The organism is Actinocorallia herbida (genome assembly GCF_003751225.1).
In the GTDB taxonomy this organism is placed as follows: domain Bacteria; phylum Actinomycetota; class Actinomycetes; order Streptosporangiales; family Streptosporangiaceae; genus Actinocorallia; species Actinocorallia herbida.
Genome location: NZ_RJKE01000001.1, coordinates 7,649,243 through 7,674,170, shown reverse-complemented (window position 1 = coordinate 7,674,170; position 24,928 = coordinate 7,649,243). Strand labels below are relative to the sequence as shown.

Genomic DNA, 24,928 nt, shown 5'->3' with positions numbered 1-24,928 from the left:
AAGCCGTAGACACCACCGCCGCGCGCGGTGTTCACTCCGGGGTGTCGGCCCGCCCCACACCCCGGAGGACCCCCTTGGACTACGACTACGTGATCGTCGGCGCCGGATCGGCCGGGTGCGTCCTGGCCGCGCGGCTGTCGGAGGACCCTGCGGTCACGGTCGCGCTCATCGAGGCCGGGGGCGGCGACGACGCCAAGGAGTTCCACATCCCCGCGGCGTTCCCCAAGCTGTTCAAGACCGACGCGGACTGGGACTACAAGACCGCCGCCCAGAGCGCGTTGGACGGCCGTTCGCTCTACTGGCCGCGCGGCAAGGTCCTCGGCGGCTCCTCGAGCATCAACGCGATGATGTGGCTGCGCGGCGGCCGGGCCGACTACGACGGCTGGGACGTGCCCGGCTGGTCCTACGACGACGTCCTGCCCTACTTCCGGCGGGCCGAGCGCCGGGTCGGCTCCAACGAGGGCGGCGTCTACGGCACCGACGGGCCCCTGCACGTCGAGGAGCTGCGCGACCCGAACGTCACCACCGCGGCGTTCCTCGCGGCGTGCGCCGAGGCCGGGCACACCCGCCTCGCCGAGGTCAACGGCGCCGACGCCGAGGGGTTCGGGCCGACACCCGTCACGCAGAAGCGCGGCAGGCGCTGGTCGGCGCACGACGCCTACCTCAAGCCCGTCCTCGACCGGCCCAACCTCACCGTCATCACCCGCGTCCAGGTCGCCAAGGTGCTGATCACGGACGGGCGGGCCGTCGGCGTCGCCTACGGGGGGCAGGAGGCCCGGGCACGGCGCGAGGTGGTGCTGTGCGCCGGGGCCATCGGCTCCCCGCACCTGCTCCTCCTGTCCGGGGTCGGCGACCCCGCTCACCTGGCCGAGCACGGCATCGCGGTGGCGCACCCCAGCCCGTCCGTGGGGCAGTACCTGGAGGACCACCTGTCGATCCCGGTGCTGCGCGCCTGCCCGCGCAAGGTGACGCTCGCCAGCGCGGGCACCGCGAGCGGGCTCGCCCGCTACCTCGGCCGGCGCAAGGGGCCGTTCACCTCGAACGTCGGCGAGGCCGTCGCCTTCCTGCGCAGCGACGACGCGCTGCCCGCGCCCGACCTCGAACTCATCTTCGCGCCGGTGCCGTTCGTCGAGCACGGGCTGCGCGAGCCGTCCGGCGACGCGCTGACGATCGGGGTGGTGCTGCTCCAGCCGGACGGCGTCGGGTCGCTCCGGCTCGCCTCGGCCGATCCGGCCGCGCACCCCGAGATCGACGCCGCCTACCTGACCGGCGACACCGACCTCGAGCGGCTCGCCTTCGGGATCCGCGAGGCCGAACGGCTCTTCGCGACCGAGGCGCTGGCGCCCTACACCGCCGAGCCTTACGCGCCCTACACGGGCGCCGACGACCCCGCGGCCCTGCGCGCCTACATCCGGGCGCACGCCGAGACGCTCTACCACCCCGTCGGAACCTGCCGGATGGGCGTGGAGGAGGCGTCCGTCGTGGACCCCGAACTCCGCGTGCGCGGGATCGACGGCCTGCGCGTCGCCGACGCCTCGGTGATGCCGCGCATCATCCGGGGCCACACCAACGCCCCCGCGATCATGATCGGCGAGAAGGCCGCCGACCTCATCAAGGGCTGATGGACGGGACCCGGCCCGGACGCGGCACGTACCGGGGGTCCGGCGCGGGCCGGGCCCCCGGTACGGCTAGCGCAGCTCGCGCTTGAGGATCTTGCCGGTGGCGGTCATCGGCAGCGCGTCGCGGAACTCCACGATGCGCGGGTACTTGTAGTTCGCGAACTGCTCCTTGCCCCACGCGATGAGCTCGGCCTCGGTGATCTCGGCGCCCGGGGTCTTGATGATGTACGCCTTGACCTCCTCGCCGTGGCTGTCGTGCGCGACGCCCACGACCGCGGCCAGGGAGACGGCCGGGTGCGTCATGAGGATCTCCTCGATCTCGCGCGGGTAGACGTTGTAGCCACCGCGGATGATCATGTCCTTGGAGCGGTCGACGATGTAGTAGTAGCCCTCGTCGTCGCGCTTCGCCAGGTCGCCGGTGCGGAACCAGCCGTCCTTGATCGCGTCGGCGGTCGCCTCGGGCCGGTTGTAATAGCCCTTCATGATGTTGTGGCCGCGGATCGCGATCTCACCGGGGCCCTCGCCCTCGATCGTCTTCCAGTCGTCGTCGATGAGCCTCAGCTCCACGCCCCAGACCGGCAGGCCGATCGAGCCGGCCTTGGTCTCCCGGTCCGGGCGGTTGAACGCGGCCACCGGGGACGTCTCGGACAGGCCGTAGCCCTCGAGGATGTCCGCGCCGAACTTCGCCTTGACGCCCTTGATGACCTCCAGCGGCAGCGCCGCGCCACCGGAGACGGCGACCCGCAGGTTCTCGGTGATCGCGGCGACGTCGTCGGCCGAGGTGTCGTCGGCGGTCAGCGCCCACCACATGGTCGGGACGCCGGCGAACACGTTCACCTTCTCCTTGACCAGGAGCTCGACGGCGGCCTTGACCTCGAAGCGCGGCACCAGGACCAGGGTCGCGCGGCGGTAGATGCCGACGTTCATGACGCAGGTCTGGCCGAAGATGTGGAACAGCGGCAGCGCGACGAGGAAGGTGTCGTGCAGGGACTTCTCGAACAGGCCGTCGGCGACCATGGCGTTCATCATCATGTTGCCGTGGGTCAGCTCGGCGCCCTTGGGCTGGCCGGTGGTGCCGGAGGTGTAGAGCACCACCGCGGTGTCGGTCGCCTCGGTGATGACCGGCTCGAAGGTCGAGGCCTGGCCCGCCAGCGCCGCCCAGAACAGCTCGGCGCCCTCGATCGCGGGCTCGGTCGCGGCGGGGTTGGCGGGGAGCAGGAAGAAGTGCTCGCAGTCCGCGGCCTCCTTGAAGCCCGCGTAACCCGCCTCGCCGATGGGCAGCTCGGGGGTGCCCTCGAAGCAGAAGAGCGCCTTGGCGTCGGAGTCGGCAAGGTGGTAGGCGACCTCGCGGGGCTTGAGCAGGACGTTCAGCGGGACGACCACGGCGCCCGCCTTGAGGATGCCGAAGTAGACCATCGGGAAGTAGGGCAGGTTCGGCGAGGAGATCGCGACCTTGTCCCCCGGCTGGATGCCCCGAGCCACCAGGAGGTTGGCGACCTGGTTGGCGACCGTGTTGATGAACGCGTAGGAAAGGCGCATTTCGCCGAAGACGACCGCGTCCCGGTCGGGGGTCTCGCGGGCGGCGTCCTCGATCAGCACGGACAGGTTGAGCATGGACTTGACTCCTCGCGCCAGGGGCTGGTCGGTGAACTTCATGTGGGGGTGACCACATCCAACCGTGGAACATGATCCACATCTAGAGGCGGAGCGCAGGCCGTCAAGGAAAACCCGAGGTTTCTTGCTCTTGCGCTATTCTTGGGCTATGCGATCGTGGCTGCTTCTCAGCCGGCCGCGTTGACCGAGGTCCCGGGCACGCCGAAGGCGTTTTCCGGGCGGACCAGGTCGGCGCGGCAGCCCCTCCCTGTGTGAGGGGCTTCTTCATTGCTAGAGGCAGCGAACCGGAAAAGGACACCCAGTGAGCGACGAAGAGCAGCAGTACGACGTCCGCGCAGTCCAGGACAAGTGGCAGGACCGCTGGGCCGAGCTCGGCACCTTCGCCGCCAGTGACGACCCCGCGGACCCGCGCGAGCGCCGCTTCGTGGTGGACATGTTCCCCTACCCGTCGGGCGACCTGCACATGGGCCACGGCGAGGTCTTCGCGATCGGCGACGTGATCGCGCGCTACTGGTTCCACAAGGGCTACAACGTCCTGCACCCGATCGGCTGGGACTCCTTCGGCCTGCCCGCGGAGAACGCCGCGATCAAGCGCAACGCCCACCCCGCGGAGTGGACTTACGCCAACATCGAGACGCAGGCGAACTCCTTCCGGCGCTACGGGATCTCCTTCGACTGGTCGCGCCGCCTGCACACCAGCGACCCGGACTACTACCGGTGGAACCAGTGGATGTTCACCCGGTTCTTCGAGCGCGGCCTGGCCTACCGCAAGGGCGGCCTGGTCAACTGGTGCCCCAACGACCAGACGGTGCTGGCCAACGAGCAGGTCGTCGCCGGCAGGTGCGAGCGCTGCGGCGCCGATGTCGTGCGGCGTGAGCTGACCCAGTGGTACTTCAAGATCACCGACTACGCGCAGCGGCTGCTGGACGACATGAAGCAGATCGAGGGCGGCTGGTCCGACCGGGTGCTGACCATGCAGCGCAACTGGATCGGGCGCTCCGAGGGCGCGGACGTCACCTTCGAGATCGAAGGCCACGGGCCCGTCACCGTCTACACCACCCGCCCCGACACCCTGTACGGCGCGACCTTCTTCGTCGTGGCCGCCGACGCGCCGCTGGCCGAGCAGATCGTCAGCGATGAGCAGCGGGCGGCGCTGGACGCCTACCGGGCCGAGGTCGCCAAGCTGAGCGACATCGACCGGCTGTCCACCGAGAAGGAGAAGACCGGCGTCTTCCTGGGCGTCCACGCGGTCAACCCGGTGAACGGCGAGCGGATTCCGGTGTGGGCCGCCGACTACGTGCTGGCCGATTACGGGCACGGCGCCATCATGGCGGTGCCCGCGCACGACCAGCGCGACCTGGACTTCGCCCGCGCGTTCGGCCTGCCGGTCAAGGTGGTGCTGGAGACCGGCGCCGAGGACCCGAACGCCACGGGCACCGCCACCCCGGGCGAGGGAAGGCTGGTCAACTCCGGTCCGCTGGACGGGCTGACCAAGGCCGACGCCATCACCAAGATCATCTCGATCCTGGAGGACAAGGGCCTGGGCCACGGCACCGTCAACTTCCGGCTGCGCGACTGGCTGCTGTCCCGGCAGCGGTTCTGGGGCACGCCGATCCCGATCATCCACTGCCCGGACTGCGGCGAGGTGCCCGTCCCGGACGACCAGCTGCCGGTCACCCTGCCCGACGACCTGCGCGGCGCCGACCTGGCCCCCAAGGGGATCTCCCCGCTGGCCGCGGCCACGGACTGGGTCAACGTCGACTGCCCCAAGTGCGGTGGCGCCGCCAAGCGGGACACCGACACCATGGACACCTTCGTCGACTCGTCCTGGTACTTCCTGCGCTACACCTCGCCCGGCTACACCGGCGGCCCGTTCGACCCGGCCAAGGTCAAGCAGTGGATGCCCGCCGACCAGTACATCGGCGGCATCGAGCACGCGGTGATGCACCTGCTGTACTGCAGGTTCTTCACCAAGGTGCTGTACGACATGGACATGATCGACTTCACCGAGCCCTTCACCCGGCTGCTGAACCAGGGCCAGGTGATCAACCAGGGCAAGGCGATGTCCAAGTCCCTGGGCAACGGCGTCGACCTGGGCAAGCAGATCGACGAGTTCGGTGTCGACGCCGTCCGGCTGACCATGCTGTTCGGCGGCCCGCCGGAGGACGACATCGACTGGGCCGACGTCTCCCCGGCCGCCTCTCAGAAGTTCCTGGCCCGGGCCTACCGGGTCATGACCGACGTGACGAGCGAGCCCGGCGTCGATTTCGCCGCGGGCGACACCGACCTGCGCCGCTTCACCCACCGGACGGTCGACGAGGTCACCCGGCTGGTCGAGGGGCACCGGTTCAACGTCGCCATCGCGCGTCTGATGGAGCTGACGTCGGCGGCCCGCAAGGCCATCGACAGCGGCCCCGGTGCGGGCGACCCCGCGGTGCGCGAGGCGGCCGAGGCGCTGGCGATCATGCTGTCGGTCGCCGCCCCGTACATCACCGAGGAGGCCTGGGAGAAGCTGGGCCACGGCGCCGACACCTCCATCGCCCGGGTCTCCTGGCCCGTCGCGGATCCCGCGCTGCTGGTGCAGGAGTCGGTGACCTGCGTGGTGCAGGTGAAGGGCAAGGTCCGCGACCGCCTGGAGGTGGCGCCGGACATCGCCGAGGACGAGCTGGAGAAGCTGGCACTGGCCTCGGCGAAGGTCCAGGCCGCGATCGGCGACGCCGCGGTGCGCAAGGTGATCGTGCGCGCGCCGAAGATCGTCAACATCGTCGTCTGACCGCCTCGCCGACTTAACAAACCGTCGGCGGCGGGTCACCCGGACGTAACGTCGGCCGGGCACGCTGGGACCTTCCCGACGACAGGAGGTCCCAGCGTGACCCAGGTGAGGCAGGCCGTCATCCTGGCCGGAGGCAACGCCACCCGGCTCAGGCCCTACACCGACCGGGTGCCCAAGGCGCTCGTCGACGTCGGCGGCAAGCCGATCCTCGAGCACCAGCTCTCCTGGCTGGCCGACGAGGGGGTCGAGCACGCCGTGCTCTCCTGCGGATACCGCGCGGACGTGCTCCAGCGGCACCTGCTGGGCAGGACGCTGCCGCTGGAGGTGACCGTGGTGGTGGAGGAGCGGCCGCTCGGCCGCGGCGGCGGGCTCAAGTACGCCGCGCGGGCCCTGCCGCTGGCGGACGAGGCCTGGCTGGCGCTCAACGGGGACATCGTCACCCGGTTCCCGCTGGCCGGACTCGCCGAGCGGCACACCGCGTCGGGCGCCGCCGCGACCCTGGGGGTCGCCGCGCTCCGGTCGCCCTACGGGATCGTCGACGTGGGGGCGGACGGGCGGATCCACGGCTTCGAGACGGCGCCGGTGCTGCCGCAGAAGGTCAATGCGGGAGTGCAGCTGTTCGCGCCCGAGACCACCGCGCTGTTGCCCGACCTCGGCGACCACGAGGCGGTCACGTTCCCGCGGCTCGCCGCGCAAGGCCGGCTCGCCGCTTACGACATCGACGGCTACTGGCGCGCGATCGACAGCGCCAGGGACCTGCAGGAGGCCAACCGGGAGCTCAAGCTCTTGGACTGGGCCGCCTGACGCGGGCGCGGACCGGGGAGCGGATACGGCCTCGCCCCGTCGGCGACGCCGACGGGGCGAGGGGCGCGGAAATGCGAAGAGCCGCCCGCGGGCGACTCTTCAGATCTTGCGGAGAACCGCCACGACCTTGCCCAGGACGCTGGAGGAGTCGCCGGGGATCGGTTCGTAGGCCGAGTTCTGGGGGAGCAGCCAGACGTGCCCGTCCTTGCGCTTGAACGTCTTGACGGTGGCCTCGCCGTCGATCATCGCGGCGACGATGTCGCCGTTGTCGGCGTCGGGCTGCTGGCGCACGACCACCCAGTCGCCGTCGGCGATGGCCGCCTCGATCATCGAGTCGCCCTGCACCTTGAGCAGGTAGTGCTCACCCTCGCCGACCAGCTGCTTGGGCAGCGTGAAGACGTCCTCGACGGACTCTTCGGCGAGGATGGGGCCACCGGCCGCGATACGGCCCACGAGGGGCACATACGCGGGCTCAGGGCCCCGCGCGAAGGATTCTCCCTCGGCAGGAGTGGGCTTGCCCTGCATCCGGACCTCCACCGCGCGCGGGCGGTTGGGATCGCGGCGCAGGAAGCCCTTGCGCTGGAGTGTGCGCAGCTGATGGGAGACACTGGACGTGCTGGTGAGGCCGACCGCTTCGCCGATCTCGCGCATCGACGGCGGGTAGCCGCGGCGCTGGACCGAATCCCGGATCACCTCGAGTACCATGCGCTGGCGCTGGGTGAGGCCGCCTTCGTCCAGGGGTCCCTCAGGCGTCTGGGAGACCTTGCTCATGGCGCCTTCCCCTTCCTTCGTGCACGAGTTCGCTTGCCTGGTCTTCGCCGCCGCACAAAGCGCACGGCGTCGCCACGGAGCGTCGCCACGAAGAACGTTAGCGTGTCCGCGGCCACCATCGTACATCCGTTCTATCGAATCTGCATTCGAGGGGTGCGGGAAGCCGCGGGAAGATCGCCACTCGACACGCCGGTGGACGGTACGTGACGGGCGCTACAACGTCTCGGGCCGGTTCGGCTTGCGTTGCCAAGATCATAGGCTTAGGTTTAGTGACCACAACATCTAGTAGTTACATGGATGTAGTTCACCACAGATTGTGTTCTGTCGGTGAACGGTTGACGCCGGAGGAACGGGAAGGAGACGGACGTGCACTGCCCGTTCTGCCGTAACCCTGACAGCCGGGTCATCGACAGCAGGTCCACGGAGGACGGCGCCGCCATCCGCCGCAGGCGCTCCTGCCCGGAGTGCAACAAGCGCTTCACCACCCAGGAGAACGTCCTCCAGATGGTGGCCAAGCGCAGCGGCGTGACCGAGCCGTTCAGCCGGGAGAAGATCATCGCCGGGGTTCGCAGGGCCTGCCAGGGCCGCCCGGTCGACGAAGACGCGCTCGCCGCACTGGGGCAGCGGGTCGAGGAGTCGATCAGGGCGACCGGCGCCGCGGAGATCCAGTCCCATGAGATCGGACTGGCGATCCTGGGGCCGTTGCAGGAGCTGGACGAGGTCGCCTATCTGCGCTTCGCCTCGGTCTACCGGGGATTCGAGTCGCTCGACGACTTCGAGAAAGAGATCAACGCGCTGCGCCGGATCGCGCCGCCGGAATGAGGAAGCCGGCGGACGCGCTGTAACCGACGCGAGCGCACACCGAACAACCACGCCCCTTCCGGGATGCCCGGAAGAGGGCGCGATCCGTCATGTGCGAGCACGGGCCCTTGCGGGAGGGCCCAGATGAAGGGGGAAGACATGACAGAGACGGTCAGCGGACCGGCTCGTCGTGGCAAGACCACGGTGCGCAAGGGGTTGAAGATGCGCCGCATCTTCACCAAGCCCGGCGTGCACCCGTACGACGAGATCACCTGGGAACGCCGTGATGTCGTCATGACCAACTGGCGCGACGGCTCGATCAACTTCGAGCAGCGCGGCGTGGAGTTCCCCGATTACTGGTCGGTCAACGCGGCGAACATCGTCACCACCAAGTACTTCCGCGGCGCGGTCGGCACCCCGCAGCGCGAGTGGAGCCTCAAGCAGCTCATCGACCGGGTGGTGCGGGTCTACACCGAGACCGGCCGCGAGCACGGCTACTTCGCCACCGACGAGGACGCCGAGATCTTCGACCACGAGCTGAAGTACACGCTCGCCCACCAGGTCTTCGCGTTCAACTCGCCGGTGTGGTTCAACGTCGGCACCAAGTCGCCGCAGCAGGTCAGCGCGTGCTTCATCCTGTCCGTGGACGACCAGATGGAGTCGATCCTGGACTGGTACAAGGAAGAGGGCGTGATCTTCAAGGGCGGCTCCGGTTCGGGCGTCAACCTTTCGCGCATCCGCTCCTCCAAGGAGCTCCTGTCCTCCGGGGGCACCGCCTCCGGCCCCGTCTCGTTCATGCGCGGCGCCGACGCGTCCGCCGGGACGATCAAGTCGGGCGGCGCGACCCGCCGGGCGGCCAAGATGGTCGTCCTGGACGTCGACCACCCCGACATCGCCGAGTTCATCCAGACCAAGGCCCGCGAAGAGGACAAGATCCGCGCGCTGCGGGACGCGGGCTTCGACATGGACCTGGGCGGCAAGGACATCGTCTCCGTCCAGTACCAGAACGCGAACAACAGCGTCCGGGTCTCGGACGAGTTCATGCGCGCGGTGGAGACCGACGGCGAGTTCGGGCTGCGCGCCCGGCTCAACGGCGAGGTCATCGAGACCATCAAGGCCAAGGACCTCTTCCGGCTCATGGCCCAGGCCGCCTGGGAGTGCGCCGACCCCGGCGTCCAGTACGACGACACGATCAACGACTGGCACACCTCGCCGGAGTCCGGCCGGATCACCGCGTCGAACCCGTGCTCGGAGTACCTGCACCTGGACAACTCCTCGTGCAACCTCGCCAGCATCAACCTGCTGAAGTTCCTGCGCGAGGACAACACCTTCGACGTCGAGCCGTTCCGCGACCTCGTCGAGCTGATCATCACCGCGATGGACATCTCGATCACCTTCGCGGACTTCCCGACCGAGCGGATCACCGAGACCACGCGGGCGTTCCGCCAGCTCGGCATCGGCTACGCCAACCTCGGCGCGCTGCTCATGGCCACCGGCCACGCCTACGACTCCGAAGGCGGCCGTGCCCTCGCCGCGGCGATCACCTCGCTGATGACCGGCACCGCCTACCGCCGCTCGGCGGAGCTCGCCGCGGCCGTCGGCCCGTACGACGGCTACGCGCGCAACGCCGACGCGCACAAGCGCGTCATGCGCAAGCACGCCGCGGCCAACGACCAGGTCCGCACCCTGGACGAGGTGGACAAGGCGATCCACACCGAGGCCACCCGCGAGTGGGCCGAGGTCCTGCGCCTCGGCGAGAAGAACGGCTACCGCAACGCCCAGGCCTCGCTCCTGGCGCCGACCGGCACCATCGGCCTGATGATGGACTGCGACACCACCGGCATCGAGCCGGACCTGGCGTTGAAGAAGTTCAAGAAGCTCGTCGGCGGCGGCTCCATGGAGATCGTCAACCACACCGTGCCGCGCGCGCTGCGCAAGCTCGGCTACCCCGGCGAGCAGGCCGAGGCGATCATCGCCTTCATCGCCGAGCACGGCCACATCGTCGACGCCCCCGGCCTCAAGCGCGAGCACTACGAGGTGTTCGACTGCGCGATGGGCGAGCGGTCGATCAGCCCGATGGGCCACGTCCGGATGATGGCGGCGACCCAGCCGTTCCTGTCCGGCGCGATCTCCAAGACCGTCAACATGCAGGAGACGGCGACCGTCGAGGACATCGAGAAGGTGTACTTCGAGGGCTGGAAGATGGGCCTGAAGGCGCTCGCCATCTACCGCGACAACTGCAAGGTCGGCCAGCCGCTGTCGGTCGCCAAGAAGAAGGCGGAGCCTGTCGCGGCGGCCCCGGTCGTCGCCGCTCCCGCTGTTCCCGCGGCCCCGGCCCGTCCGGTGCGCAAGCGGCTGCCGAAGAAGCGTCCGGCCACGGTCACCCGCTTCTCCGTCGCGGGCGCCGAGGGCTACATGACCGCTTCGTCCTACCCCGACAACGGGCTGGGCGAGGTGTTCCTGAAGCTCGGCAAGCAGGGCTCCACCCTTGCGGGCGTCATGGACGCGTTCTCCATGGCCATCTCCATCAGCCTCCAGTACGGGGTGCCGCTGGAGACGTGGGTCGAGAAGTTCACCAACATGCGCTTCGAGCCCGCGGGCATGACCGACGACCCGGACATCCGGATGGCGACGTCCTTCATGGACTACATCTTCCGCCGGCTGGCGCTGGACCACCTGCCGTACGAGTCCCGCGCCGAGTTGGGCATCTTCTCGGCCGAGGAGCGCGCGCTCCAGGTGTCCGGTGAGGACCCGGCGTCCCTGCACACCACCGAGGACGTCGCGGCCCTCGCCCAGTCGGCCCCGGTCGACCAGGCCCCGGCCCAGCCCGCCGTGGCGGCCCCGCCCGTCATCCAGATCCAGTCCGCCCCCGTCGACGCGACCGAAAGCCACGGCCGCCGCACCGCCGACGCCCCGATGTGCATGACCTGCGGCACCAACATGCGCCCCGCAGGCTCCTGCTACGTCTGCGAAGGCTGCGGCTCCACCAGCGGCTGCAGCTGACCGTTCCCGCACCACCCGAAGGGGCGCCGACGACCGTCGGCGCCCCTTCGCCGTCTCTCCTCGGCAGTCGAGGAAGTGGCTCGGTCGGTCAGGAGATCCGGCGTATCCGCCCGAAACGCTTCGGGCGGGGAGACATCCGGTCGCCTTGTGCGGGTGTTCGGGTTGAGGTGTCAGTGGGTGGGAGGGAGAGGGTGGGGGCGTGGATGAGGGGATGACCGTGGCGCAGGTGGCTCGGCTTGTCGGGGTTTCGGCTCGGACCTTGCGGTTCTGGGCTGAGGCCGGGGTCGTGGAGCCTTCCGGTAGGTCGGGAGGCGGGTATCGGCTGTTCGATGCCGAGGCCGTGGCCCGGGTGGAGCTGGTGGCGACGCTGCGAGGGCTGGGGATCGGGCTGGACGAGGTCCGGCGGGTGCTCGCGCGGAACGCGACCGTGGCCGAGGTGGCGAGCGCGCATGCGCGGGCGCTGGACGCCGAGATCCGGGTGCTCAGGCTGCGCCGGGCGGTCCTCTCGTCCGTGGCCCGAAGGGACGGAACCGTGGAGGAGATGAGAGTGGTGCACGAGTTGGCGCGGCTGTCGGCGCGGGAGCGGCAGCGGATGATCGACGGGTTCGTCGCGGAGATCGTCGAGGGGATGGCGGCGGACGCGCCCGCGCGGGGCATCGCCGAGAGCATGCGGCGGCTGCCCGCGGACCTGCCCGACGACCCGACGCCCGAGCAGGTGGACGCCTGGGTGGAGCTGGCCGGGCTGGTCGGCGACCCCGCGTTCCGTGCCCGGGTCCGGGAGATGGCCGTCGCCGGGAAGGGCGCCGAGGAGCTGGAACACGGGCCGGACCACCACCTGGTGGTCGAGCACGCCGGGAAGGCGCTGGCCGACGGGGTCGCGCCGGAGTCGGCGGCGGGCCGGGAGGCGCTCGGGCGGATCGTCCCGGAGGACACCCCGGCCGAGGTCAGGGCCCGGATCCTGGAGCAGCTCGAGCTGTTCGCCGACGCGCGCGTCGAGCGGTACTGGCAGCTGCTCGGCGCGCTCAACGGGTGGCCGCCGCGGGAGCCCGCGGTCCCGGCGTTCGCCTGGTTGATCGAGGCGCTGCGCGCGCACTGAACGCGGGAGGAGAAAGGAGCCCGGCGCCGGGGAGAGTGCGGCGCCGGGCCCCGCCCCCCGGCGGCTCGGAGGGGGTCTCAGACGACGGAACGGCCCAGGCGCATGCGGCGCCGGAAGTCCCAGAGGTAGACGTTGAAGGGGAACCGCCGGGCGACGGGCGGAAGCGCGCGGTTGAGGCTCGCCGAGGCGTGCACGAACTTGTCGAACAGCGCCTGGGACCGGGCGGTCCAGGGGAGGCCGAGCTCGTCGCGGAACTCCTGCGGGAGGAAGCCCGTGGTGATGAACCGGGAGAGCGGGCCGAGGGCCGCGCTGACGGGTCCCGGCAGGAATTCCAGGCCCGCGAGGTCGCGGAGGAAGCCCCGCGTGTACTCGTCGGTCGTCAGCGCGCCCAGGGCGTCGTTCCAGTACTTGGCGAACGCCTCGCGGTCGGCCGGCCACAGGTCGCGGGGGACCTGGAGGCTGGTGGCCAGGCGGGAGGAGTGCTGGTACAGCTCCTCCCACTCGCCGTCGGTGAAGGTCAGCTCCAGGGCGGTGATCATGTCCTCGGTGCCCTTGTAGAGGCACGCGGCGACCCACAGCTGGAGTTCGCGGTCGAACGCGTTGTACTTGACCTTGTCGCCGGGCTTGGAGACGACCTGGCGGTGCGCCCGGTTGATCTCCTCGCGCATGTAGGCGCGTTCGGCGGAGGTGCCGTGGGTGGCGACGGCGAGGAAGGTGAGGGTGGTGCGCAGGCGCTTGATCGGATGCCTGTCGATCCGGCCGCTCTCCACCCGGCTCTCCGCGACTCCGTAGCCGACCTTGATGTTGGACAGCTGCATCAGCACGTTCGGGAGACCGAGAGCCATGGCGTACCAGCTCAGGGTCGCCTGGACCGCGCGGGGGACGGGACCGTCCTCCTGGACGGGCTGGTCCTTCGGCAGGGGCGAGACGGGGCTCGTCATGTGGATTCCTCCGGGTGGGGTGGCACCGGACGGACTCACGGTCACATAGTAAGTGACCACTTGCAACATGGTCCGCGTCACACTTCCATGCCATTACGGAGTGTCTTCGCTTCATGTCGGTGTGTGGTCGCCGTAGGATGGCGGGCGACGCGGGGCCGTGCATGGCGCGCTACGGCTCCGGGTGCTATTTAAGGGGGCGTGGGTGTCCACGCCCCCTTTTCCCTTTTCTTCCCCTAGGGGCGTTCTCCTCCTCCAGGGTTCCCGGGCGTCCCTATGTCGCGCACTCCTCGGGCCCTGGGATGATGGCCCGCGTGGCTGCCGGATACGAGGTCGAGGAACAACTGCGCGCGGCGGGCGCGAAGCGCGTCGCCGGGATCGACGAGGTGGGCCGCGGCGCCTGGGCGGGACCCGTCGTGGTCTGCGCGGCCGTCACGGACTTCGGCCCGCCGCCCGAGCTGCCCCGCGGCAAGCGCCCGCCGGTCCGGCTCACCGACTCCAAGCTGCTCAGCGCCGCGCACCGGTCCGCCTTCGCCGAGGTCCTGCCCGGCTGGCTGAGCGGCTGGGCGCTGGGCGAGGCGTCCGCACGCGAGATCGACGAGCTGGGCATGACCGCGGCCCTGCGCAAGGCGGCCGTGCGCGCGCTGGAAGCCCTTCCCGAACGCCCCGACATGGTGATCGTCGACGGCGGGCACGACTTCCTCGGGGCTCCGTGGAGGGTGCGCACCGAGGTCAAGGCCGACCAGCGGTCGGTGACGGTCGCGGCGGCATCGGTCCTCGCCAAGGTTTACCGCGACAGGTACATGGCGGAGCTGCCCGGCGGAGCCGAGTACGGCTTCGCCGACGGCTCGGGTTATCCCTCGCCGGTCCACACCGCCGCGCTGGAGCGGCTCGGGCCCACCGAGCACCACCGCCTCTCCTGGTCGTATCTGGACGATCTGCCCCGCTGGCGCCATCTCAGGGTGCACCGGGATCCACTCGCCGGAGAGGGACAGCTCAGCCTCATGTGACGCCCGGGACACGCCCCTGGCACGGTTCGCCGGACCACCCCGGAGATCGCCCGATGGTGCCCGTGGGACGGGTGTGGCCGACGATCCGATCGCGGAGTGATCCAGCCTACGAAAATCGCGGTAGCGGGGTGTGGCGCTGGACTCGCGGCCGGTCAGGGGTCAGGCTGTCGGTTCAAGATGGGAGCGTCGGGACGAATCGTGATCCGCCCGCCCACAAGAGCGGCGCGGGACCTTTTCGAGCGCGCCCGAGGCGGATATTTTCGGATGCACTCTGGTCTCAGGCGGCTCGCGGGGATCTTGTTGCTGGCGGTCTGCCTCACCGTCGCGGTGACAGCGGAACTGCCGGTGCCGGGCACCCTGGTGGGAGCCATCGTCGCGCTGGTGGTGGTCGATCTGACGCTTCGCTCCCCGGCCGGAACCGCCGTGCTGGCGGTGACGGCATGCTGGCTCGCCCTCGTGGTGCCGCTTTCGCGGATGTACCCCGAGGGGGCCTATCAGGGTCTCGTCCTCGCCCTGCTCGCCCTTCCCGTCGCGGTGGCCTCCCTGCGGCTGCGCGGTTATGTGCCCTGGCGGAGCGCGCTGTGGGCGCTGGCGGTCGCCGGGCTGCTCACCGCGGCGCTCGCCGATCTGGCGCCCCGGCTGCACGCCGGACCGGCCTGGGCGGGCGCGGTCCTGGTGCTGGCCTACCGGTGGGACCGCGCGCGACGGGTCGTCGCGGCCGACTCCTACGACTCCGGCTGGGTCGAGGAGGCGGCGCCCGCGCCGGTTCCCGTGCGGGCGCCCGTGCCGGAACCGCCGCCCGCGCCGCCCCCGATCCTCGTCCCGGCGCCGCGGCCGCCCGCCGCGGAGCCGCGGCCCTCGGTCGCCGCGGCGCTCGCCGAACTCGAGGACATGATCGGGCTGGCGCCGGTGAAGCGGCAGGTCCGCTCCATCGCCGCCTCGATCGAGGCCGCGCATCTGCGGGCCGAGGCCGGGGTGCCGATCGAGAAGCCGCTGCGGCACCTGGTGTTCGCCGGGCCCTCCGGCACCGGCAAGACGACGGTCGCCCGGACCCTCGCCACGATCTTCTACGCCTTCCGGCTGCTCCCTTCCGCCCGGGTCGTCGAGGTGCACCGGGCCGACCTGGTGGGGGAGTACCTGGGCGCGACCGCGATCAAGACCAACGAGGTGGTGGACTCCGCGGTCGGCGGGGTCCTGTTCGTCGACGAGGCGTACTCGCTGGTCAACGCGGGCGACGGCCAGGCCGACAGATTCGGCAACGAGGCGGTCCAGGCGCTGCTGAAACGCGCCGAGGACGACCGGGACAACCTCGTCATCATCCTCGCGGGCTACGAGACGGAGATGGACGAGTTCCTGGACTCCAACCCGGGGCTCGCCTCCCGGTTCGGGACCCGCGTCCTGTTCCCCAGCTACCTGCCGGAGGAACTGCTGGCGATCTGCCGGACGCACACCGAGGCGCGCGGCGACCGGCTGTCGGCCGACGCGCTCGACCATCTCTCCGGGTGTTTCGAGGAGATCCGCCGCCGCGGCATCGTCGACCAGCTCGGCAACGGCCGCTTCGTCCGCTCGCTCGCCGAAGGCGCCTCGCGCGCCCGCGACCTGCGCGTGGTCTCCCGCAGCGCGCACCCTTCGGCCGCCGAACTCGTGACGATCCGGGCCGAAGACGTGCGGGCCTCCTACGACGAGCTGACCGCCCGCTACCGCGGCTACGCCGAGACCCCGACGCTGGAGGAGGCGCTCGGTTCGCTCGACGGCATGATCGGACTGGAGCCGGTGAAGCGCCAGGTCCACCAGATCGCCGCGCAGCTCCAGGTCAGGAGGCTGCGCGCGGCCCAAGGTCTGCCCGCCCAGCCGCCGATGCGGCACTTCGTCTTCACCGGCCCGCCGGGCACCGGCAAGACGTCCGTCGCGCGGGTGCTCGGCCGGATCTTCGCCGCGCTCGGCCTGCTCAGCCGGCCCGACGTGGTCGAGGTCAGCCGGGCCGACCTGGTCGGCGAGCATCTGGGCGCGACGGCGCTCAAGACGAACCGGGTGATCGACTCCGCGCTCGGTGGGGTGCTGTTCGTCGACGAGGCCTACAGTCTGATCGGCACCGGGTACTCCGGCGGCGACGCGTTCGGCCAGGAGGCGGTGCAGACCCTGCTGAAACGTGCCGAGGACGACCGGGACAACCTCGTCGTGGTCCTCGCCGGCTATCCGCCGGACATGGAGCGGCTGCTCGCGGCCAACCCAGGGCTGGCCTCGCGCTTCGACACCCGCGTGCCCTTCCCGTCGTACGGTCCGGACGAACTGCTGCGCATCGCGGTGACGCTCGCCGCGGAGAACGGCGACCACTGGGCCGACGACGCGCTGGACGACCTCGCGCTGGTGTTCCAGCGCGCGTGCGGCCAGGGCGCGATCGACACGCTCGGCAACGCGCGCTTCGCCAGGACCGTCTACGAGCGGTCCTGCGCGGCGCGCGACGTGCGGGTCTCCGCGCTGCCCGCGCCCACCACCGACGACCTGACGACGCTCGTCCAGGGGGACATCCGCGGCGTCGAGTGACGTGCCTGTGCGCTCTCCCGCGGCCGGGCGTTGTACCGTTCGCCAATGATCGAGGTGCTGGCGGGCGGGGCGCTGACGACGGTGCAGGACCTGGGACGGACGGGGCTGGCCCATCTGGGCGTGCCCCGGGCGGGCGCGGCGGACCGGGAGAGCCTGGCGCTGGCCAACCGGCTGGTCGGCAATCCCGAGGACGCCGCGGGCCTGGAGCTGACGTTCGGCGGCGCGCGGCTGCGGTTCGTGCGCCCGGCGTGGGTGGCCGTCACCGGTGCGCCACTGGAGTGGGCGGTGGACGGCAGGGGGCAGGGCTGCCTCGGGCCGTGCTTCGTGCCCGGGGGCGCGGTGGTGCGGTTCGGGGCGCCGGAGCGGGGCCTGCGCAGCTATCTCGCCGTGCGCGGAGGCATCGCGGTGCCTCCGGTGCTCGGCAGCAGATCGACCGACCTGCTCTCGGGACTCGGTCCGAAGCCGCTCGCCGAAGGCATGACGCTGCCGGTGGGCAAGGTGGTCGGGGGCTTCGAGGGGGTGGACGTCGCCCCGCGCGCGCCGCTGCCCGCCGCGCCCGTGCTCGCGGTGGTGCCGGGACCGCGGGCCGACTGGTTCACCCCCGGCGCGCTCGGCACCCTGCTCGGCGCGCGCTACACCGTGACCGACCGGAGCAACCGGGTCGGGGTGCGGCTGGACGGCCCGGTGCTCGCCAGGGCCCGTACGGACGAACTGGCGAGCGAGGGCATGGTGACGGGCGCGCTCCAGGTGCCCCCGGACGGCAAGCCGATCCTCTTCCTCGCCGACCACCCCACGACCGGCGGCTATCCGGTGATCGCCGTGGTGGCCGAGGCGGATCTGGGGCATGCGGCGCAGCTGCGGCCGGGCGACGAGGTGTCGTTCCGCCGCGCCCGCTGAGCGGTCTCTTCAGGGTTCGGCGGGCCAAGCGCGCAACGAGGCCCGCAGCGCGGCCGCACGGATCCGCTCCCGCGCGCCACGGGCCCGCAGGGCGGCTCCGCGAGCGTGCGACGAGGCGGACAGGGCCGTTCCCCGGATCCGCCCCCACAGGGCGGTCTGGGCCGCCCGCAGAGCCTGGGCGCCCGCGCCGCGGGCCTTGCGCGATACCGTGCGGCCGATCCGATGCGCCGCCCGGTCACCTGTCGTCGAGATCATGCGCGCGACGCTACGTGACCCCTCCGACACTTTCGCGGAACCGCACCCGGTCACCCGGCTCCAGCAGGGACGGAGGGTCGCGGTCGACGTCCCACAGCCGCAGGCCGGTGCGGCCGATCAGGCGCCATCCGCCCGGCGACGCCGACGGGTAGACCGACGTGTACGGCCCGGCGATCGCGACGGATCCGGCCGGTACCGACGTGCGCGGGGTCTCCTTCCGGGGCACGGTCAGCGAGCCGTCCAACCCGGTCAGATAGCCGAAACCAGGAGAGAACCCCAGATAGGCCACGGTGTACTCGGCCGCGGCATGCCGCCGTACGACCTCCGGGACCGACAGGCCCGTCAGCTCGGAGACCTCGGCCAGATCGGCCCCGTCATAGACGACGGGCACCTCGACGAGCCGTCCGCCGGCCTCGGCCGCGCGGACCTCCAGCGCGGCGATGCGGCCCGCCGCGTCCCCGACCGGCCCGGTGAACACCACGAGGAGGGTCCGCTCGCCGGGCACGATCTCCGCGACGCCGGGGAGCCCCGCGGCCGCCACCGCGGCCCGCAGCGCGTGCGGCGCGTCCGTCTCCACCAGCAGCGCGCGGTCGCCCGCGGGCCGGATGTCCATCAGGCGAACGGGATGATCTGGACGCCCGCGTCGCTCAGCGCCCGCCGCACCGACCTGGCCAGCTCCACCGCGCCCGGGGTGTCCCCGTGCACGCAGATCGACCGCGCCGAGACCGGCACGACCGTCCCGTCGATCGCCTCGACCTCCCCCGAGACGGCCATGCGCACCGCGCGCTCGGCGACCTTCTCCGGATCCCGGACGACGGCCACCGGGGAACGCCGAGAGACCAGGGTCCCCTCCGGCGTGTAGGCCCGGTCGGCATAGCACTCGGCGACGGTCTGGAGGTCGTCGTGGACCTCGGCCAGCACCGATCCCGGCAGGGTCAGGACGGGCAGCGAGGCGTCATAGGCCAGCACCGCCTCGGCCACCGCCATCGCCTGTTCCCGGTCATGGACGATCCGGTTGTACAGCGCGCCGTGCGGCTTCACGTAGGAGACCCGCGTGCCGCAGCTCCGGGCGATCCCGTCCAGGGCCGCGAGCTGGTAGAGGATCTCCGCCGCCAGTTCCTCGAACGGCACGTCCATCGCGCGGCGGCCGAACCCGGCGAGATCCCGGTAGGAGACCTGGGCGCCTACCGTGACGCCCCGCGCCTGGGCCGCCCGGCACACCGTGCGCATGATCAGCGGGTCGCCGGCGTGGAACCCGCAGGCGACGTTCGCGCTCGTGACGACCGACAGCAGCGCGGTGTCGTCGCCCAGTTGCCAGGCGCCGAAGCCCTCGCCGAGATCGGCGTTGAGGTCGATGGTCCGCAGGTCCATGACGGTGGGCCTCCTGCCCAGGTCGACGGCCCTGCCCGCGACCAGCCTGTCGCTCATCCGTACACCTCCTCGCGGACCTGGCCGACCTCGGTCACCGGCGCCCACGCCTGGTAGACGCCCCGGTCGAAGTACTCCAGGCCGAGCGCCTCGGCCGTGAGGGCGCTGCCGCCGGTGTACTCCACCCGCAGCCATCCGTCGTGCTCGCCGATGATGAGGAACGGCTCGTCCCGCCACACGCAGCGGGTGACCACGTACTTGAGCTGGTCGACCTCCCACGCGGGGACGACCTTGACGAACCTGCCCGGAGCCGCGGCGGTGAAACCGATCCGGGGGTCCGCCGAGTACAGCCTGACCTCGCCCTCGCCGGGCGCGCAGGCGTACTCCTCGCCGTGCCACATCGTGAAATATCCGTCGCGCATCTACACCGCCGCCCATCGCGTGCCGTCGGCGTCGAACAGGGCGACCAGGACCCGGCGGCCCGACCTGTCGAGCCGGTAGATCTCGGCGCCGTGCGGCAGCCGCTGGCTGTCGACCTTGAACTCGGGGATCGCCGTGCCGAGGCCCGGCGCGAACCCGTTGCCCTCGAACGGCGGATGCTCCACCACCCAGCCGCCGGGCATGCGGCCCATCGCCGCCTCGTCGGGGCCGCCGAACGGGGTGCGCAGGGGGCCGCCGAACCTGGCGTGCCAGCGCAGCACGTGCACCGCGTCGTCGTCGGGGGAGAAGGTGGACGCCCGCCCGTGGCCGAGGCCGAGCGCCGCGTACAGCTGCTTGGGCGTGGTCAGAGTCAGGACGTCGGCCACGCGGTGGACGTACCCGGCGACGCGGTCGTACCCGCCCTCCAGGTAGTGGACGACCAGCGGGTGCGGCAGCACCTTCTGCATGACGAGCCGGGAGGAGACCCCGCCCGCGAGGCGCGTGAGCGTCAGCGAGTCCAGGTATCCGGCGCTCGGGAGACCGTCGTCCACGGCGAGCTGCCAATGCGGCTGCGGCCAGTCGGCCACCAGCGCGCGCAGCTCCGTGGCCGCGTGCGGCTCGTCAGGCGGCGAGGTGAACGCGCGCAGGTACACGCCGTCGGAGTAGATGACGGTGCCCGTGACGTACAGCTCCGCGCCTTCCAGGACGTTCAGGTAGCCGTCCCGGTCGGAGTTGGCCTTGGCCTCGGCCAGGCGCAGCGCCGTGCGGTTGGGCGTCTTGGCGTGACCGCCCGCGACGGGCACGTCCCCGGCGGGCGGCTCCGCGTGACGCGCGTCGGGGCGGGGGACGTCGGCGAGGGTCGCGCCGGCCGGGGAGGGGCCGTCCGTGACGGCGGCGAACCGCGCGGTGTCCTCCCCGGGCCCCGAGGCGGCTTCGTCGCGGGGGAACCCGCGGTCGGCCATGGTGACGCCCGGGTCGCCCGACGACGGGAAGGCGAAGGACCCCGACGTGAGGGGGTCGTCCTCGCGGGAGGGCTCGGCGGCGGGTCGCGGGAAGGAGAACGAACCGGACGTGAGGGGGTCTTCGTCCGGACCGGGGCCGGCCGGGCGCGGCACGTCGGCGGTGGTCATGCCCGGGTCCCCCGACGGCGCGGGAAAACCGAACGAGCCCGACGTGAGGGGGTCGTCCTCCGGGTAAGGCGGCCGCGCGTACAGGTCGTCGGTGACCGGAGGGAAGGAGTACGACCCGGACGCGCCGGGGTCGCCCTGCCCGGACGGCGTCGTGGGCGGGAAGGAGTAAGCGCCCGACGTGAGGGGGTCGTCCTGCGCCGGCGGCTTCGAAGGCCGGAAGGAGAAGGACCCGGACGTCAGGGGATCCTCCTGCGCGGGCGGCGTCGTGGGCGGGAAGGAGAAGGACCCGGACGTCAGAGGGTCTTCCTGCGCGGGCGGCCTCGTCGGCGGGAAGCTGAACGAGCCCGAAGCCAGGGGGTCGTCCAGGTCGGAGGTTCCGTACGACGGCAGCGCGTAGGGGTCCTCCCGAGGGACGCTGAACGAGCCCGAGGTGAGGGGGTCGTCGTCGAGGGGAGGGAGAGGCGGAAGGGAGTAGGCGCCCGTCGAGGAGTCGAACTCCGAAGGCGCGGCAGACCGCGGTGGGGAAGGCGAGACCGGACGGGTCGCCGGAGGGCCGTCGTCGGCGCGGACCGCCGGGAAGTGCGACGTGTCCGCGGTCGTCAGCAGCGGGTCGTCCTCCGGACGGTAGGGCACCGAAGGCTCCGGCGCGGGGTCCGCCCAGGAGACGTCGCCGAACGGGGACCCGTAGCCGGGCGCGGGGGACGCCGCCTCGGGGAAGGGATCCCGGACCGGGGGCACGGCCGACAGCCGGGGCGGGACATCGGGCAGCGGCGGCGGGACGTGCTTCTCCGTGGCGCGTCCGGCCTCGGCCGGCTCGATGCCGAACTCCGTCAGCTCGAGGAAGACGCCCCCGCGGAACGACTCGTAAGCGAGCTCGTCGGGGCTGTCGGCCCGTTGGACATCGCGCAGCGCGATCGTCATCAGGGTCGCCACCTCGCGGAAGCCGTCCGGCGGCGAGGAGAAGGTCAGGTCGAACGACCAGTTGCCGAAGGTCTCGGGCCGCTGCCAGCCGATGTCGGCGAGCCTGTCCTCGGCGACCGGGTCGAAGCGAAGGGCGGCGCTGAGCACGGAACTGCTGACCGCCTCGGCGTGGAGCAGGTCGCCCGTACGGAACGCCTGCACGTAGTGGCTGCCCTCGGCGCGCCGGTGGACGACGAGGACCATGTGCGAGTCGAGTCCGGCAAGCTCGCGGGCCAGCCGCTCGGCGAATTCTCCCCAGTCCATGGCCTACTGCGCCCGGGAGGTCTCGGTCCAGCGGCCGCTCACGCCGTCGAACACGGCGATCAGGCCGGTGTCGGACCACAGCTGCGCGCCGTGCGGCAGCCGGATCGGCAGCCCTGGCGCGGGTGGCAGCACCTGGGCGTCCACCGCGGACACCCGGCCCGCGGTGCGGCGCATGTCGGCGAGCCGCTGGACCGACGTCGCGTCGAAGCGCATCTCGCTCGGCAGCCCCGGGTTGACGGTGAGCTGCCAGGCCGGATCGGGCCAGCCTCCCGCCAGCCCCAGCACGTCGGTGCGGTGGTGCGGCCCGGCGTATCCGGCGGCGTCCTGCGCGGCGGGCGAGGTGAACGCCAGGACGTGCACCGCCCCGTCGTGCAGGACGGTGCGATAGCCCACCTGGCCCGCCCCGGTCAGCGGCAGCAGCAGCTCCGCGCCGATCAGGACGTCGAAGTAGGTGACGTGGTCATCGCGTCTTCGGGCGTCGGTGAGGACGTCTTCCACGGTCGGCTCCCGGGTAGGGACGGGCGCGGAGATGGGCGCGGGCGCGCGGCGGCGGCCCGCCGCCTGGGCGGAGGCGATGCCGAAGCGCGGCAGGTCGATCTGCCCGGTGCCGTGCCGATGGAACGACTCGTACACCAGGTCCAGAGGCCGCCGGACGCCTTGGACGTCGCGCAGCGCGGTCACCATCATGTCGGCGAGCAGGGTGAACGCGCCGGGCCCGGAGTCGGGCGGCAGCTCCGTCCACCAGTTGGCGGGCGACCAGTCGGCCGTGGGGGGCCGCCAGCCGGCCTCGGTGAGGATCTCCTCGTCCGACGGGCCGAGCAGCAGCGGGCCGTCGAGGAAGTTGTTGCTGACCGACTCGGCGTAGAGCCTGTCGGGTTCGCGCATCGCCTGCACGTAATGACGGCTCTCGTCGTGCTCACGGACGATGAGGATCGTGTCGCGGTCGAGGGTCGACAGCTCAAGGGCGAACCGCTGGGCGAACTCCGACCACTCCAAGGCGATTCTCCCTTTCACGCTGTGGGGCATCCCCCTGGACGTCCAGCGAATGATCCCGATGCGCTGTCACTCTGGCAACCGGGCGGCCACAGTCTAAAGGTCTTCCGCCCGTATCTTCCGGAGAGCCCGTCGCAGACCGGGACGGTCTCGGTCGAAACGCACGACGAGGCGCATCAGCCCGTGCACCACGAGGTGACGCTGGCCGCCCTCGTCGAGCAGTCGCTGCGTCGTCTCCCACAGTTCGGGAGGGTCACCTTTCCACAACCGGTCGGCCAGCCGCTCGTATCCGTCGAGTTCGGCCTCGGTCGCGCCCGGATGCTCATAGGCGAGCATGACCCTCCGGTCGGCGGCGTCGGCGGGATCGAGCCCGGCCAGCTCCCCGGTGAGGAACGGCAGCGCGAAGGCCCGCCGGGGCAGCGCCTCCAGATCGCCGTCGGGCAGCAGCTTCTCCACCAGCGCCCGGTCCAGTCCGGAGGCCGCCGGATCCCGGTAGGCCTCGCCGAACTTGTGGGTGGCGTCCCACACGGCGTCCAGGGTCGCCCGCACGCCCTCGTCGGGAAGATTCGTGCGGCGGGCCGCCCAGCGCACCCACGCCGCCAGCACGTGCGGCATCGCCTCCTGCTCCGACGGGCTGAGGAACACCTTGCGGGGCAGCCAGTCCAGCAGGAACATCTCGCACTTGATGGGGCTGACGCGCAGCGGACGGCCGAAGTCGCGGGCGCACCCGTAGTCGATGATCCGGTCGACGCACCGGCCCGCGGCGGCGAGGTCGGACAGTTCGCCCGCCTCCTCCGACGCCAGGAACCGGGCGCCGATCGTGGCCCTGCGGTCGGCGCTCCACCTCGGGAGCGGCGGCTTGAACCCGCCGAGAGGCAGCACCTTCACCCGGGCGCGCAGCAGCGCGTTATAGGACGCGAAGGAGTCGCTCACCGGAGCGTCGCGCAGGGATCCCGTCAGTTCGAGCGCCGGTTCCAGCAGTGCCCTGGCCTCACGCGGGTCGATCTCGGTGAACTCCATGAGCGGGCTGGACCGTGCCTCCGCACGGCAGTGGTCGAGCAGGCGTTCCACCTGAGAGGACACCCACGCGTCCCGGACGAGGCCGTTGTCGGCCGGGGCGTCGAAGCGCCCGCCCATGTTCTCGTCCACCAGGACGACGAGCGCGTGCTCTTCCTCGCCCCCGTACGTGAAGGTGCAGATGACCGTCTTCTGGTCGCCGTAGACGTCCCGGGAGAGATAGGCGGCGGCCGGCGCCACGAGACCCATCCGGTCCGCCCAGGTCGGCCTCGCCACGCCCATGCCCATCAACCGCAGCGCGCCCCGTTCCGCCTTCGGCGCCTGGCGCGGCGTGCCGAGATTGGCCACCCCGGACAGCAGCGCGAGCGCCGCGGGAGTCGCCGAACGGATCGCGTGGTCGAGCAGCGCCTCGCCGACGACCTTCTCCAGATCGCCCTGCCCGGATCTGCCGCCGTACCAGGCGCCCAGGATCTCGCTGACGATCAGCTCGGCGTCCAGCGGACTGCGGACGGCGAGCAGTTCGCGAGCGTGCACGAGCATGTCGTCGAAGATCCCCGAGATCTCCTCGGCGCGGCGCGGACTCACGTTCAGCCACTGTACTTGGTCACGGCCGCGCCGCTCCGGCGATCGGGCGCTTTCCCGCCCGGTGGG

At 71.5% G+C, this 24,928-nt stretch carries 19 protein-coding genes; 9 read left to right on the top strand and 10 right to left on the bottom strand.

What is annotated here, in order from left to right:
* The first annotated feature begins 74 nt into the window (after positions 1 to 74).
* Complete coding sequence (locus EDD29_RS34960) at positions 75 to 1,622, top strand: GMC family oxidoreductase (RefSeq protein WP_123668519.1); 1,548 nt, start codon at positions 75 to 77, stop codon at positions 1,620 to 1,622.
* A 66-nt stretch (positions 1,623 to 1,688) separates the two neighbouring features.
* Here the strand turns inward: EDD29_RS34960 and EDD29_RS34955 are convergent, their stop codons facing one another.
* The gene (locus EDD29_RS34955) at positions 1,689 to 3,233 is read right to left on the bottom strand and encodes a long-chain-fatty-acid--CoA ligase (RefSeq protein WP_123670867.1); all 1,545 of its coding nucleotides are present in this window, start codon (positions 3,231 to 3,233) and stop codon (positions 1,689 to 1,691) included.
* A gap of 301 nt (positions 3,234 to 3,534) precedes the next feature.
* Between EDD29_RS34955 and leuS the strand changes: the two genes are divergently transcribed.
* On the top strand, positions 3,535 to 6,006 hold the full coding sequence (gene leuS / locus EDD29_RS34950; RefSeq protein ID WP_123668518.1) for a leucine--tRNA ligase: 2,472 nt from the start codon (positions 3,535 to 3,537) through the stop codon (positions 6,004 to 6,006).
* A gap of 96 nt (positions 6,007 to 6,102) precedes the next feature.
* Positions 6,103 to 6,810, top strand: coding sequence for a nucleotidyltransferase family protein (locus tag EDD29_RS34945; protein WP_123668517.1), 708 nt, complete (start codon positions 6,103 to 6,105; stop codon positions 6,808 to 6,810).
* A gap of 99 nt (positions 6,811 to 6,909) precedes the next feature.
* On the opposite strand, the gene lexA is transcribed toward EDD29_RS34945, so the two are convergent.
* Positions 6,910 to 7,581: a transcriptional repressor LexA gene (gene lexA, locus EDD29_RS34940; protein WP_123668516.1), complete on the bottom strand. Its 672-nt coding sequence runs from the start codon at positions 7,579 to 7,581 to the stop codon at positions 6,910 to 6,912.
* A gap of 366 nt (positions 7,582 to 7,947) precedes the next feature.
* Here lexA and nrdR point away from each other — a divergent pair, with 366 nt between their 5' ends.
* The 3 genes from nrdR (at position 7,948) to EDD29_RS34925 (ending at position 12,481) form a co-directional block, all read left to right on the top strand.
* The gene (nrdR, locus tag EDD29_RS34935) at positions 7,948 to 8,403 is read left to right on the top strand and encodes a transcriptional regulator NrdR (protein ID WP_123668515.1); all 456 of its coding nucleotides are present in this window, start codon (positions 7,948 to 7,950) and stop codon (positions 8,401 to 8,403) included.
* 138 nt (positions 8,404 to 8,541) lie between these two features.
* The gene (locus EDD29_RS34930) at positions 8,542 to 11,385 is read left to right on the top strand and encodes a vitamin B12-dependent ribonucleotide reductase (protein ID WP_123670866.1); all 2,844 of its coding nucleotides are present in this window, start codon (positions 8,542 to 8,544) and stop codon (positions 11,383 to 11,385) included.
* 211 nt (positions 11,386 to 11,596) lie between these two features.
* Complete coding sequence (locus EDD29_RS34925) at positions 11,597 to 12,481, top strand: MerR family transcriptional regulator (RefSeq protein WP_123668514.1); 885 nt, start codon at positions 11,597 to 11,599, stop codon at positions 12,479 to 12,481.
* A gap of 77 nt (positions 12,482 to 12,558) precedes the next feature.
* Here EDD29_RS34925 and EDD29_RS34920 read toward each other — a convergent pair whose 3' ends face one another.
* Positions 12,559 to 13,422, bottom strand: coding sequence for an oxygenase MpaB family protein (locus EDD29_RS34920; RefSeq protein ID WP_123668513.1), 864 nt, complete (start codon positions 13,420 to 13,422; stop codon positions 12,559 to 12,561).
* Between the two features lie 302 nt (positions 13,423 to 13,724).
* Between EDD29_RS34920 and EDD29_RS34915 the strand changes: the two genes are divergently transcribed.
* From EDD29_RS34915 to EDD29_RS34905, 3 genes are all read left to right on the top strand, one after another.
* Complete coding sequence (locus EDD29_RS34915; RefSeq protein WP_246053159.1) at positions 13,725 to 14,429, top strand: ribonuclease HII; 705 nt, start codon at positions 13,725 to 13,727, stop codon at positions 14,427 to 14,429.
* Positions 14,430 to 14,693: 264 nt separating this feature from the next.
* The gene (locus EDD29_RS34910) at positions 14,694 to 16,973 is read left to right on the top strand and encodes an AAA family ATPase (RefSeq protein ID WP_246053158.1); all 2,280 of its coding nucleotides are present in this window, start codon (positions 14,694 to 14,696) and stop codon (positions 16,971 to 16,973) included.
* A gap of 45 nt (positions 16,974 to 17,018) precedes the next feature.
* Positions 17,019 to 17,870, top strand: a complete 852-nt coding sequence (locus EDD29_RS34905; protein ID WP_123668510.1) for a 5-oxoprolinase subunit C family protein — start codon at positions 17,019 to 17,021, stop codon at positions 17,868 to 17,870.
* 9 nt (positions 17,871 to 17,879) lie between these two features.
* On the opposite strand, the gene EDD29_RS45040 is transcribed toward EDD29_RS34905, so the two are convergent.
* From EDD29_RS45040 to EDD29_RS34875, 7 genes are all read right to left on the bottom strand, one after another.
* The gene (locus EDD29_RS45040; RefSeq protein ID WP_148086194.1) at positions 17,880 to 18,125 is read right to left on the bottom strand and encodes a hypothetical protein; all 246 of its coding nucleotides are present in this window, start codon (positions 18,123 to 18,125) and stop codon (positions 17,880 to 17,882) included.
* A 10-nt stretch (positions 18,126 to 18,135) separates the two neighbouring features.
* Positions 18,136 to 18,738 carry a 5-oxoprolinase subunit PxpB gene (gene pxpB, locus EDD29_RS34900; RefSeq protein ID WP_123668509.1) on the bottom strand — a complete coding sequence of 201 codons (603 nt, stop codon included), beginning with the start codon at positions 18,736 to 18,738 and terminating at the stop codon, positions 18,136 to 18,138.
* The gene (locus EDD29_RS34895) at positions 18,738 to 19,496 is read right to left on the bottom strand and encodes a LamB/YcsF family protein (protein WP_123670865.1); all 759 of its coding nucleotides are present in this window, start codon (positions 19,494 to 19,496) and stop codon (positions 18,738 to 18,740) included. Before EDD29_RS34895 ends, pxpB begins: the two co-directional genes overlap by 1 nt.
* A gap of 53 nt (positions 19,497 to 19,549) precedes the next feature.
* Positions 19,550 to 19,915, bottom strand: a complete 366-nt coding sequence (locus EDD29_RS34890; RefSeq protein WP_123668508.1) for a hypothetical protein — start codon at positions 19,913 to 19,915, stop codon at positions 19,550 to 19,552.
* Positions 19,916 to 22,267: a TY-Chap domain-containing protein gene (locus EDD29_RS34885; protein WP_123668507.1), complete on the bottom strand. Its 2,352-nt coding sequence runs from the start codon at positions 22,265 to 22,267 to the stop codon at positions 19,916 to 19,918.
* Positions 22,268 to 22,270: 3 nt separating this feature from the next.
* Positions 22,271 to 23,263: a TY-Chap domain-containing protein gene (locus EDD29_RS34880; RefSeq protein ID WP_123668506.1), complete on the bottom strand. Its 993-nt coding sequence runs from the start codon at positions 23,261 to 23,263 to the stop codon at positions 22,271 to 22,273.
* A gap of 93 nt (positions 23,264 to 23,356) precedes the next feature.
* Positions 23,357 to 24,862 (bottom strand): hypothetical protein, encoded by a 1,506-nt coding sequence (locus EDD29_RS34875; protein WP_123668505.1) that lies wholly within the window; start codon positions 24,860 to 24,862, stop codon positions 23,357 to 23,359.
* Positions 24,863 to 24,928: the final 66 nt, after the last annotated feature.